Here is a 13,532-nt window from a genome sequence, read left to right as displayed (position 1 = left end):
GGTTGGCGAGGAGAATATTAATTACGTTTTTTTATATTTTCGGCGTGAGTTCGTGGATCTTTAGCCGGCGTTCGCCTGATTTTGCGATCGCGCCAGCAAAGCGCGCAATATTGCGGCATAACGACATTTTGGCGGGGAGAGGCGGAAAAGAGCCAGCTAAGACACCTTCAGAGTCAGCGATGACTCTAAAGGCAACGTTTATAATACTGCTGATGCATGTTTAGTACGGCGGGCTGCGTGATACAGCCCGCCTGACGATCAGAAGTTCCAGCGCACGCCGACGTTATAGCGCCAGCCCTTAGCCCCGTTGTCGTCGATCTGCTTGCGGTAGTCGGTTTCCGCATACAGCGAGACGTCGTTTTTAAAGGTGATGGTGCCACCGACGCCCAGTTCCCACATCTGGCCAAAGTTGCCGCCGCTGAAGGTGTTACTGACGTCGAGGTTTTCCGCACCAATGCGGGTTTTTGACTCACCGCCCCAGCCGCGATAGTAGTTAGCGCGCACGTAAGGCGTGTACTGACGGTTGCTCTCATCGGTCCAGGTGCGATCGAGTCGCGCACCGAGGCGGCCAATGGTCTGGTTGTAGCTGTCGTACTTCACGGTCAGCTGGTCTTTATCGGTGAAGTCATCCATCCCCAGGTGCATGTACATTAGCTGCGCCTGCGGTTCCAGCCGCACGCCGTTATCAAACTCAAACGGGTAGCCGCTCTCCAGTGATGCCGTCCAGCCTTTGCCTCTCAGCTTCGCCACATCCTTCTGGCGCGGGATATCGGTTTCGCCACGGTGCCAGTCATACGACAGTGCGCCATCCAGGTAGAAGCCGCTTTCACGCTGCCAGGTCATATAGAGCGCCAGGCTGTCGCTGTCAAAGGTGGTGGAGCTGTAACCGTCCGCCGCATCCGGGCGCAGGCGGGTGTTGCCGCGGGTATAGGCCAGGCCCCCGCGCAGGCTGTCTTTCTCGCCGTCGAGCCGCAGCAGGTTACCGCCGATTTGCAGCGCGCTATAGTCGAGGTCGAAGTCATAGCCGAAGTCTTTAAAGCTCTTATTACTGCTCCAGGTCAGGTTGGAGCCAATATAGCGCACGAACATCTCGCCGCTGTCGCCCGCCTGCTGGCTCTGCTGGTGGCGCAGCTCGCCAAGGCGTTTATGCAGGTCATCGATAATCGCCGCGGTGTAGTAGGCCAGGCCGACCGGTGCAGAGATATAGGAAGGCACCTGCGGCACCACCGCCGGGCGGCTCTCCTGATTCGGCGCGAGGTAGTTGTTAAAGGTGGTCAGACAGGCAGCACCGCCTGCGCAGACGTAGTTATTTGCCAGGCGATAGTCCCAGAACTGATTATCGCTGCCCCCGGCAACGCGCCGCTGGCTGGCATCACTGGTGCCCGGTGCGAAGCTGTACAGCCCGTAGCTCCAGGGGCCGGCGGCCAGGTAGCCATCCTTCAGCGCAAAGCTATCTCTGCTGGCATTACCCGCCACCTGCGCCAGTGAAATCCCTTCATTACTCTCAATTGAGCTGCTGAAGTCGAGGTCGGTCAGCGCCCCCGTGCTGAGCGCGGTGGGGGTGACATCCAGCAGCGTGGTGCCGCTGGCATTGCCGGTCACCCGCAGGTTATCGCTGAACTGATTGCTCAGCGCGCCGCCCGCGTTCAGCTCGGTATTTATTTTCACCGAACCACCTGCAGAGGCGAGATTGCCGTTAATCGTCAGCGAGTTGCCCGGCGATCCGCTGCCGTTGGTCAGGTCAATCAGCCCGCCGTTATTCACCGTCAGCGAGTTGCTGCTGCCGCCTGTCAGCACCGGATTAACGCCGTTCCCGGCATACAGCGTGGAGCCGCTGTCGATATTGACGGTGCTGTGCGCCAGCTGCAGATTATCGGTCAGCGTCCACTGGCTGTTACTGAAGTTAATGGTGCTCCAGCCCGAGCCGAGGTTGGTGCCTTTACTGATATCATCCGCGCTAAACGAGCCACCGCGCGCGCTGATATTGTCAAAGGTCAACGCACTGCCCGTTGCTCCGCCGTTAGTGATGTGACGCGTTTGCGCCAGGTCAACGCCCTGGATCAGGGCGCGGTTATTCACACCATTGCCCAGCGTCAGGCTGCCGTTCAGCGTACCGCCGGTCCACTCGAGTGCATCGGTGCCGCCGCCGGTATTGATATCCCCCAGCACGTCACCGTTAGTCAGCAGCACCACATCGTTGGCGTTGCTGCCCGCCACCGCCACGCCCTCAGGCGAGCCTGGCGTGATGGTGCCACGGTTTTCAAACACCGCAGTGCCGCCGCGTAAATCCACTACCGGCGCTCGGGTGCTGGCGGAGACCAGCGTCCCGGTGTTCAGCACCGAGCTGGCGGTGCCCGCTACCAGGGCCGAACCGCCGCTGGCGCTGGTGATATTGACGTTGGCCGCCGACTGCACCGCTCCGGTGGTATTGGCGCGGATCCCGGTGCCGCCCGCGCCGCTGACGTTAAACTGATAGCCGCTGCCGAGGATCAAATCGTTGGTGGTTGCGCTGCCGTTGGCCTGGGTGAAATTCAGCCCGCTGCCGCTGCCGCTGACGTTAGTGGTCACCGTCGAGGCGGGATCGAACGGTACGGCGGTACGCAGGCCGCTGCCGTCGGCGACGTTGACCGTCAGGTTATTCAACGTCACGCTGCGCGTCTCGACGCGGTTTTCAATGCCGTTGCCGCTGCCGTTAACGTTGATGGTGGCATCGCTGGCACTCAGCGCCGCCGCCCCGCTGTCGAGCAGAATGCCGTGCGCGCTGCCGTTGGTGGCGATCACCGTGTCGCTGCCGCTTAGCGCAAGGCTGGAGCCGGAGCCGATACGCACCCCGGCCACGCCGTCCGCCACGTTAATCGCACCGCCTTTCGCCAGCGTGGTGCCGCTGCCGCTGATATCCAGCCCGGTGCCGTTGGCAACATTCACCACGCCGTTATTGGTAATGTTGCTGCCGCTGCGCGTGCGGATACCGATATTGTTGGCGCCGTTCATATTCACCGCACCGTCGTTAACCAGCGTGGCGCCGTTGGCCACGTCATAGCCGATGCTGTTGGCACCTGTTGCGCTCACGCTGGCGCTGCTGGTGACCAGGGTGGGCGCTGCACTGCCATCCAGCGCATTGCTGAGGTCGGTACGCAGATTATTCACCAATACGCCAATGCTGCTGGCGCCGTTAAGCGCCACGCGGGTGCCGCTGCCGAGCGTGGCGCTGGCACCGCCTTCGACGCGTAGCGCATTCGCCCCGTTGCCGTTAACGTTGAACTGGCTGCTGCCGCTGTTAAACAGGCTGTCGGGGCCGGAGGCGATCACGCCACTGCTGCCTGCCCCACTGAGGGTAATATTTGCCGGCGTGCTGAAGTTCAACGCGGCGGCATCATCAATGCGGTATAGCGCCGAGCGGTCGGTCGTCACGTTGCTGGTGGCGCTGCTGCTGCTGTTGATGGTTGAGCCGACGCCCGCTGCGTGCCAGGCAATCTGATCGCTATTGTTAAACGCGGGCGTTGCAGCGCTACCCACGTTAACCGTTGCGCCGTTCAGCGCCTCGGCGCCTATCGCTCCGCGTCCGTTCATGTTGATGGCTCCCGTCAGGTTTGCCACCGCCCGGCTGCCGGCCGCGCTGACGCCGCGCGTACGCTGGCTGGTCGAGCCGCCTTCCACATTAATCGTGCCGCTATTGTTCGCCGTGGTCGCCTGGCTACCGCTGCCGTTGACGCGCATGCCGAAGCCGCCATCGGTCACCGAGATATCGCCGCTGTTGGCACCCGTTGCCCCGCTCTCCACCAGGATGCCGGTGGAGCCGGCGCCGGTGAAAGTGATATTCCCGGCGTTGGTGAGCTGCGCCCGGTTGCGGGCAATCAGTCCGGTTAGCCCGGTCTGGCCGGAGCTGAGGGCAGCCTGCGAGGTCAGCGTGGTGCTGGCCACCGGGCTGCCGCTGGTGCGCCCGGCCAGGGTGTGTTTCTGCCCGTCGGCAATCGCCCCGACAGCATTAACGCCGCTGAGGTTGATGGTGGTTCCGGCATCAATATTTCCCACCGCTCCCCCTTCAATAATGACCGCGGTGGCACCACTGCCGGAAACCTCAAAGCTGGCGTTCTGCGTGTTGATCTCGGTGCCCCCCGTTCCGGTCCCCATCACCCCGACGGAGTTAGCGCCGGAAGCGGTTAGCGACAGGTTGTTACCGGCAAAGTCCGCGCCCTGCTCCAGACGGAACAGGGTCGAGCCGCTGGTGGTTACGTCAAAGGCGTTATTATTGGTCACGTCGATCCTGGCATTCGGGCCGTAAGCGAAGAAGGCGATCTGATTGCTGCCCTGGCTGAAGCGCGGTACGGCGTCGCTGTTGACCAGCACCGTCGCATTGCCGCGCGCATGGACACCAATGGCCCCGTTACCGGTCAGGTTGATCGGGCCATCGACATTGGCCGTGGCCGTACCGCTGCCCTGGCCTTCCGCCCAGACGCCGAAGTTGCGCGTGCCGCTGTCGGGATCCGCGCCGCCCGCAACGTTGATAGTGCCGCTGGACTGCGCTGCCGCCGTATTGCCGTTGGTGGCCAGCACCTTCAGCCCGGTGGCGTTGACGCCGTTGAGGTTAATGGTACCGCGGTTTTCAATATTGCCGCCGCTGCCCGCATTGAGCACCGACATGGCGATATTTTCCCGCGGTACAGCCGCCGCTGCGCCGCTGACGGTAATCACGCCGTCGGTATCGTTAATCAGGGTACTGTTAGCTCCGCCGCTGGCCAGCATGCCGGCGCCGTTCTGTACCCTGCTACCCATAATAATCTCACCGTGGTTGATGGCGCTGCCGTTGCCGCTGACCGAAATGCCGCTGGTGGTCCCACTTTGATTCAGCGCGGTTTCTGCCGTCTCTTCACCCAGGCTGTTCTGCGGGCCGCGACCCAGGTAGATCGTCCCGCCGCGGGCGTTGGTAAAATCAGAGCCGGTATCCACCGCCACGCCGCTGGTGGTGCCGCTGGCGCTGGAGCCATTAACGCCGACGTTGATGTTGCCGCTGTTGGTCGCCGTGGAAGAGGTCAGATTAATCGCCGCCGTCGAGCCGCCCGCCGGGTTGCCGCCGCTGGCGAAGTTGACAATCCCGGCATTATCGAAGGTGCTGCCCCCCGCCACGTTGACGCCGTTCGAGTTATAGCCGGTCGCCCCGACTCCGGTACCATCGACGCGATTATAGAAGCCGCCGTTGATCACCCCGGTAGCGGAGTTGGTGCCGCGGCTGCCGGTATTCAGGCTCAGCGCCGCGCTGTCGGAGCCCAGCCCGCCGGAGCTGGAGACTTTACCGTTATTTGTCACGGTCGCCCCGTCGGTGGCGCGAATGGCACCGCCGTTGGCGCCGACCACTTCCAGCGTGCTGCCCGCCGCAATATTCACCTGCGCACTGGCCCCGCTGGCGCCGATCACCACCCGGTCGCCAATCGCCTGCGCCACGTCATCGTTCGGGTCATCCGCGCTGATGGTGTAGTCGATATTCTGGTTGGTTTTACTGAAGGCTTTGTTAAATTCGGTCAGGTAGGAGGCAGTATTGAGATTTCCGCTTTTCAGCTGGGTAATCAGCCAGTCGTTATAGCTTTTTAGCCCGGCAGCGCTGGTGACGTTAAACGCGTTACTTTTGCCATCAAGGGTGGTGACGCTAAATGCGCCCTTGTAGGTAGCGACGTTGGTGACCTGGAACTGGCGCGGCACCGTGGGGTCTGCGGCTGCGCCGGTAAAGGTGATGCGGTTGTTCGAATTCCAGTTCACCGTTGAGCTGTTGGTGGTACCGTCAACGTTGAACAGCGTGCTCTGCTTGGCCGCCATGGTCCAGCCATTGGTCGCGGCGGTCGACCGTGCCCCGCGCTGCCCAATATCGACGTTTAGCGTGCCGTTTGTGACATCGGCAATACGGGTATTGATGTACTGATCGTCACCCACGTTGACGATATCCGCTACCGCAGTGCTGGCGCCAACCGGGGTTTGCGCCACCAGACTGGCGGGGTTATAGACCTGGAAAGTGGTGTTGCCGCCGGTGGTCGCATCGGGGATGGTTATCGCGAAATTCTGCGGGCCGGGATCGAGACGCTCGGCACCAATCACCCCGTTGTCATTAACAATACGCCCGGCGCTTTGTAATGAGCCCAGCGTGGTATTGACTGCACCATTGGTTCCGGGCTGGAAGCGTTGATTACCGGTAATAGCGCCGACGGAACCATCATTAATTACCGCCTGTCGGTTAGCAAGATTATCGTTCGTTAGCGGGGAATAAATAGATAGCACATCGGCAGTAGCGAAAGGAATACTAAAAGCGGCGAGCAGGCCTGATAACACTGGATTTAATCTGTAACGCATATTTCCTCCGGGCGAATGCAGTCCCCCTGAGTCCATACAGGGTTTATTGCCGGGCCTTGGGAAGCAGCAGATTCATCCATCCGTGCGGAGTGACATCCCCAGAAAGGCACCTGTTAATAACAAGGATAAATATTCAAATAAAATAAATGATAAATAGAATCTCTATAAATAAATGGCACTAATATCAATAATTAGTCTCATTAATACTTTTGCTGATAATAATGTCTATTCATCTATAGTTTTTGATTTATTTTCTGGCAACTCATTATTCTGAATTTTTTTATGAAATTCACGGCAAAGATAAAATAGTGTTACCAACAGCGACACTAATAGCAGCGAAAAATTCTCAGCTAACTTATTGATGACAAATCATAATAGTAACCTTGCGGTATGAGACGCCCGCTTCACAGATCGGCACTGAACGCCAGGGCACTTAAATCAAACTTACGGGAATTTTTGCGAGATTTGTGAGGTAGGATCCAGGGCTAAACTGGAGAGTGGAGGCAAAACGGGCAGGTGACGCATCACCCGCCCGCGATTTTTACTGGCCCGTAGGCTGGGCTTTCAGCTGTGCTTCATAGGCGAGCGCCTGCTTCGCATCAAACTGATCTTCCCACTTGGCAATCACCAGCACCGCCAGCGCGTTGCCCACCACGTTCAGCGCGGTACGTGCCATATCGAGGATACGGTCAACGCCGGCGATAAATGCCAGGCCTTCCAGCGGAATTCCGACGCTGCCAAGAGTGGCCAGCAGCACCACGAAGGAGACGCCCGGCACGCCAGCAATCCCTTTTGACGTCACCATCAGCGTCAGCACCAGTACGATCTCATCGCCCAGCGACAGGTCAATGCCGTATAGCTGCGCGATAAAGATGGCGGCGATACTTTGGTACAGCGTCGAACCGTCCAGGTTAAACGAGTAGCCGGTCGGCACCACAAAGCTGGTGATCGACTTCGGCGCGCCGTAGGCTTCCATCTTCTCCATGATGCGCGGCAGCACGGTTTCAGAGCTGGCCGTGGAGTAAGAGAGGATGAGCTCATCCTTGAGGATACGTATCAGCGTGGTGATGCGCAGACCGCAGAAGCGCGCCACCCCACCCAGCACCACCAGCGCGAAGAAGAAGATAGCGGCATACACCAGTATCACCAGCTTCGCCAGCGGCCACAGCGAGGCAAAACCGAAGTTTGCTACCGTCACCGAGATCAGCGCAAACACCCCAACAGGGGCATAACGCATAATCATATGGGTCACTTTGAACATCGCTTCTGACGTTGAGCGGAACACTTTCACCAGCGGATCGCGGTGTTCAGAACGGCAGTGAAGAGAGTCCAAGGCCAAACAGCACCGAGAAGAAGATAATCGGCAGCATGTCACCCCTGGCAATCGCCGCGAAGATATTCTGCGGGATCAGCGACAGGATAGTGGTCACCAGGCTATGCGGGCCGCTCTGCACCTGCTGCGTGGTCGCTTCATATTTAGAGATGTCCACCGTTGCCAGCGTCGACATATCAATGCCGGAGCCGGGTTGGAACACGTTCGCCAGAGTAATACCTGTCACAATGGCAATGGTGGTAATCACTTCAAAGTAGACGATGGTTTTAACGCCAATACGCCCCAGTTTTTTCGCATCCCCGACGCCGGCAATGCCGACAATCAGCGTGGAAATGACGATAGGCACCACGATCATTTTAATCAGGTGGATAAAGATATCCCCAGCCGGCGTGAGTACGTTAGTGACTAACCATTCACGGTTTTCCGGCTGGTTATGCAGTATCGCCCCGACGGTGATCCCCAGTACCAACGCCACCAGAATTTGCCAGGCGAGGCTGAATTTTACAGCTTTCATATTGTATTTTTCCTTAACAAAACCTGCTTTCCGCGTACTGCATGCGGAGTGAATAACACTCGAAGGAGGATGACCGGGATCGGGCAATTCGCAGGTAATGGATGGTTGATTCCTGTTTTGCAGGCGCGTAATCAGTACCATTTTCAGCGGTAAGAATGCAACCCTACGCGAGATGTGTCTATTTAATGCTCAGTAGACAGGATAAAGCACTGCCTGTAGCCACTTAAAATAAACCTTTGTTATAAAAGGTAATATTCTTATGGCAAATAGCATAGCCATGCAAAAATTGAACAATTACCCGTAACAACGAAATGGTCTGGTTGCGCTTTTTTTGCGCACCTTAGCGGGCATTTTTCTAAGATTGTTAGCATCGCCTCTTCTCTTTTGAGCAAAGTGATATTGCCATTTCATTACATTCCGTTATGACGTGATCTGCCGCGCAAAAAGAAAACAAAGCCAAACGCGCATCTTCACTTAACCATTGATTGACATATTATTAACATCTTCAAGGAGACCAGCCATGAGCCAATCACACGTATACCCGGTGCCCGCGAACATCGCGGAAAACACCCTGATTAATGCCCAGCAGTACCAGTCGATGTATCAGCAGTCGGTACAGGACCCAGACGCATTCTGGGGTGAGCAAGGCAAGATACTTGACTGGATCAAACCCTACCGCACGGTGAAGAACACCTCTTTCGCCCCCGGCAATATTTCCATTCGCTGGTATGAGGACGGCACGCTAAACCTTGCCGCTAACTGCCTTGATCGCCATCTGCAAACGCGCGGCGACCATCCGGCCATCATCTGGGAAGGTGATGACGCCAGCGAAAGCAAAACCATTAGCTACCGTGAGCTGCACCGCGACGTGTGCCGCTTTGCCAACACCCTGAAAGAGCTCGGCATCAATAAGGGCGATGTCGTGGCGATCTATATGCCCATGGTGCCGGAAGCGGCCGTGGCGATGCTGGCCTGCGCGCGCATTGGCGCGGTGCACTCGGTGATCTTCGGTGGCTTCTCGCCGGAAGCCGTCTCTGGCCGGATTATCGACAGTAACGCCCGCCTGGTGATCACCGCCGATGAGGGCGTGCGCGCCGGGCGCAGCATCCCGCTGAAGAAAAACGTCGACGACGCGCTGGCTAACCCCGCTGTCACCAGCGTAGGTAAAGTGGTGGTGTTTAAACGCACCGGCAAAGATGTCGGCTGGAACGGCGATCGCGATCTCTGGTGGCACGAGCTGATGAACAAAGCCAGCGCCCACCACCAGCCGGAAGAGATGAACGCCGAGGACCCGCTGTTTATCCTCTACACCTCGGGTTCCACCGGCAAGCCGAAAGGCGTGCTGCACACCACCGGCGGCTACCTGGTGTACGCAGCCACCACCTTTAAATACGTGTTTGATTACCATCCGGAAGATGTCTACTGGTGTACCGCCGATGTTGGCTGGGTCACCGGTCACAGCTACCTGCTGTACGGCCCGCTGGCGTGTGGTGCTACCACCCTGATGTTTGAAGGGGTGCCAAACTGGCCGAAACCGAGCCGGATGGCCGAAGTGGTGGACAAGCATAAGGTCACCATTCTCTACACTGCGCCGACCGCCGTGCGTGCGCTCATGGCAGAGGGCGACAGAGCCATTGAGGGCACCGACCGCTCCAGCCTGCGCATTCTCGGCTCCGTCGGTGAGCCAATCAACCCGGAAGCCTGGGAGTGGTTCCACAAGAAAATAGGTAACGGCAACTGTCCTATCTCTGACACCTGGTGGCAAACCGAAACCGGCGGCTTTATGATCACCCCGCTGCCGGGTGCCACCGCGCTGAAACCCGGCTCGGCGACCCATCCGTTCTTCGGCGTCCAGCCCGCGCTGGTGGATAACGAAGGCAACGTGCTGGAGGGCGCGACCGAAGGCAACCTGGCGATTGTCGACTCCTGGCCGGGTCAGGCGCGCACGCTGTTTGGCGATCACGAGCGCTTTGAGCAGACCTACTTCTCCACCTTTAAAAATATGTACTTCAGCGGCGACGGCGCGCGCCGTGATGAAGATGGCTATTACTGGATCACCGGGCGCGTGGATGACGTACTGAATGTCTCCGGCCACCGCCTGGGCACCGCGGAGATTGAATCTGCGCTGGTCTCCCATCCGAAAATCGCCGAGGCCGCCGTGGTCGGTATTCCACACGGGCTGAAGGGCCAGGCGATCTATGCCTATATCACGCTGAATAGCGGCGAAGAGCCGTCGCCGGAGCTGTATAGCGAAGTGCGTAACTGGGTACGTAAAGAGATCGGCCCGATTGCCACGCCGGACGTGCTGCACTGGACCGACTCACTGCCTAAAACCCGCTCGGGGAAAATTATGCGCCGCATTTTGCGCAAAATTGCCGCCGGTGATACCAGCAACCTCGGCGATACCTCGACTCTCGCCGATCCAGGCGTGGTGGAAAAATTACTCGAAGAGAAGCAGTCCATTAAAATGCCATAACTCCGTGGGGGCCTCTCAGCGCCCCCATTATTCTCTCAATCCTAACTGCCACAGAGCAGCCCTGCCGTATTACGTCTTAATTTTCAGCACCGTGAAGTTATAAAAAAATACTCACCCTCTCTACCTCTGGAGATGCTGCAATGAACGATGTCTTATATGAAAGAATAGAAAAAAGCGCACGCTTTAAAGAGCTGGTGAGAAAACGCCAGAGCTTTGCCACCCTGCTGTCGATAATTATGCTGGTGCTTTACGTCGGCTTTATTTTACTGATTGCCTTCGCGCCCGCGTGGCTGGGTACGCCGCTGCACCAAGGCACCAATGTGACGCGCGGCATTCCCATAGGCGTTGGCTTAATTGTCATCTCCTTCCTGTTGACCGGTGTGTATGTCTGGCGCGCGAATGGTGAATTCGATCGCCTGACCCGTGAACTGCTGAAAGAGGTGAAGGGATGAAATCACGATATCTGTTACCTGCTCTGGCGGTGTTACTGCCGGGCGGCGTGCTGGCGGCCGATGCTATCAGCGGGGCGGTTGAGCGCCAGCCGACCAACGTCGAAGCGATTATCATGTTTCTGATATTCGTCGCCTTTACGCTTGGCATCACTTACTGGGCGTCCAAACGCACCCGTTCACGCAGCGATTATTATACCGCAGGCGGCAATATCACCGGCTTCCAGAACGGGCTGGCGATGGCCGGGGACTTTATGTCGGCGGCCTCTTTCCTCGGTATCTCCGCGCTGGTTTACACCTCCGGCTATGACGGGCTGATCTACTCGCTCGGCTTCCTCGTCGGCTGGCCAATTATCCTGTTCCTGATTGCCGAACGCCTGCGCAACCTCGGGCGCTATACCTTTGCCGACGTCGCCTCTTACCGCCTGAAGCAGAAGCCGATCCGCGTACTGTCGGCCTGCGGCTCGCTGGTGGTGGTGGCGCTGTACTTGATTGCGCAGATGGTCGGCGCGGGCAAACTTATCCAGCTGCTTTTCGGCCTCGACTATCACGTTGCCGTGGTGCTGGTCGGTATTCTGATGGTGATGTATGTGCTGTTTGGCGGCATGCTCGCCACCACCTGGGTGCAGATTATTAAAGCCGTGCTGCTGCTGTTCGGCGCCAGCTTTATGGCAATTATGGTGATGAAGACCGTTGGCTTCAGCTTTAACACACTGTTTACCGAAGCAATGAAGGTGCACCCGAAAGGCATTGCGATTATGAGCCCCGGCGGGCTGGTACATGACCCGATATCCGCGCTGTCGCTCGGCCTCGGGTTGATGTTTGGTACCGCCGGCCTGCCGCATATCCTGATGCGCTTCTTCACCGTCAGCGACGCGCGCGAGGCGCGTAAAAGCGTGTTCTACGCCACCGGCTTTATGGGCTACTTCTACTTCCTGACCTTTATTATCGGCTTCGGCGCCATCCTGCTGGTCGGGGCTAACCCGGCGTTTAAAGATGCCACCGGCGCGCTGATTGGCGGTAATAACATGGCGGCGGTGCATCTGGCCGATGCGGTAGGCGGCAGCCTGTTCCTTGGCTTTATCTCCGCCGTGGCGTTTGCCACTATCCTGGCGGTGGTCGCCGGGCTGACGCTGGCTGGCGCTTCGGCCGTTTCGCACGATCTCTACGCCAGCGTGTTCCGTCAGGGACAGGCGAGTGAGAAAGAGGAGCTGCGCGTCTCGAAGATTACCGTGGTGATCCTGGGCGTGGTGGCGATTCTGCTGGGGATAATGTTTGAGAAGCAGAACATCGCCTTTATGGTCGGCCTGGCGTTCTCCATCGCGGCCAGCTGTAACTTCCCGATTATCCTGCTGTCGATGTACTGGTCGAAGCTGACCACGCGCGGCGCGATGATTGGCGGCTGGCTGGGGCTGCTGACGGCGGTACTGCTGATGATCCTCGGCCCGACGGTGTGGGTGCAGGTGCTGGGGCACGCCAAAGCGATCTTCCCGTATGAGTATCCGGCGCTGTTCTCAATGCTGGTGGCGTTTATCGGGACGTGGCTGTTCTCCATCACCGATCACTCGGCATCCGGCGCGCAGGAGCGCCTGCGCTTCCGCGCACAGTTTGTGCGTTCGCAGACCGGTATTGGCATTGAGGGTGGGAAAGGACATTAACTGCGGCATTGAAAAGGGCCCCGTAGGGGTCGGGCATGCCCGACCCAGGGCGAGGCATGCCTCGCCCCTACGAGACGGTGACGTGATTAGAAATGCACTGCGGCGCCAACGTATGGGCCATCGGCCACCACGTTGTCTTTACGGCCATCTTTACCGTTCATCGTCATGTATTTATAACCCACGCTGACATCAACCAGCGAAATCGGCTGGAAGCTCACGCCCGCTGACGCTTCCTGGTAGTTGTCGATATGGCTGGAGAACGAATCCGGCGACCAGAAATATTCACCGTACACGTTGAACATATTGGTAACCGGAACCTTCACGCCGCCACCGATAGCAATACCGTAGCCATCTTTGGTGTCTTTCGGGTTGGTGGACATGGCTTTCACGGTAGGTGACAGGAACACATCACCGACCGCGACGTTGTAGCCCAGACCCAGGCTTTCAACGTTACCGTCGTGATCGCTGCGCAACCAGTCACCGGAAAGGGCAAAACCAGGTGAGTTAGTTCCCAGGCCTACGTGTACGTCAGTGTAATTTTTGCCCACATTCACGCCACCTTCGATAGCCTGAGCAGAGCCTGCCAGCGCCAGCAGCGCCAGTGCGCCCGTTGTCATTGCCACTCTTTTCATTTTTTTCTCCTGATTAATTTTACTCACGCCGAAATGCGGCGGCTGTGCAGAGTAAACCAACCCAATACGGATTTATATGAGAAAGAAACCAATTGAGATGAATTTGAGTAACATTACAAAACATCGCGCAAGTG

The 13,532-nt window shown here is 58.1% G+C and carries 5 protein-coding genes and 1 pseudogene; 3 read left to right on the top strand and 3 right to left on the bottom strand.

Features of this window, described 5'->3' with window-relative positions:
* Positions 1-258: 258 nt before the first annotated feature.
* Positions 259-6,336, bottom strand: coding sequence for an autotransporter outer membrane beta-barrel domain-containing protein (locus ACLI4M_RS11540; protein WP_133624958.1), 6,078 nt, complete (start codon positions 6,334-6,336; stop codon positions 259-261).
* 541 nt (positions 6,337-6,877) lie between these two features.
* Positions 6,878-8,183, bottom strand: a pseudogene (gene gltP, locus ACLI4M_RS11535) (glutamate/aspartate:proton symporter GltP).
* A 520-nt stretch (positions 8,184-8,703) separates the two neighbouring features.
* Between gltP and acs the strand changes: the two are divergent.
* The 3 genes from acs to actP all read left to right on the top strand — a co-directional run bounded on the left by acs (position 8,704) and on the right by actP (position 12,766).
* Positions 8,704-10,659, top strand: a complete 1,956-nt coding sequence (gene acs, locus ACLI4M_RS11530) for an acetate--CoA ligase (RefSeq protein ID WP_099753703.1) — start codon at positions 8,704-8,706, stop codon at positions 10,657-10,659.
* 140 nt (positions 10,660-10,799) lie between these two features.
* Complete coding sequence (locus ACLI4M_RS11525) at positions 10,800-11,111, top strand: DUF485 domain-containing protein (RefSeq protein WP_048917534.1); 312 nt, start codon at positions 10,800-10,802, stop codon at positions 11,109-11,111.
* Positions 11,108-12,766, top strand: coding sequence for a cation/acetate symporter ActP (actP, locus tag ACLI4M_RS11520; RefSeq protein ID WP_062818491.1), 1,659 nt, complete (start codon positions 11,108-11,110; stop codon positions 12,764-12,766). The genes ACLI4M_RS11525 and actP overlap by 4 nt, the downstream gene beginning before the upstream one ends.
* A gap of 86 nt (positions 12,767-12,852) precedes the next feature.
* Here the strand turns inward: actP and ACLI4M_RS11515 are convergent, their stop codons facing one another.
* Positions 12,853-13,398: a YfaZ family outer membrane protein gene (locus ACLI4M_RS11515; protein ID WP_048917536.1), complete on the bottom strand. Its 546-nt coding sequence runs from the start codon at positions 13,396-13,398 to the stop codon at positions 12,853-12,855.
* Positions 13,399-13,532 lie beyond the last annotated feature (134 nt).

Origin of the sequence: Erwinia sp. LJJL01 (genome assembly GCF_047300805.2) — a bacterium.
Classification (GTDB): Bacteria; Pseudomonadota; Gammaproteobacteria; order Enterobacterales; family Enterobacteriaceae; genus Erwinia; species Erwinia aphidicola.
This window is presented reverse-complemented; position numbering and strand designations above follow the sequence as displayed.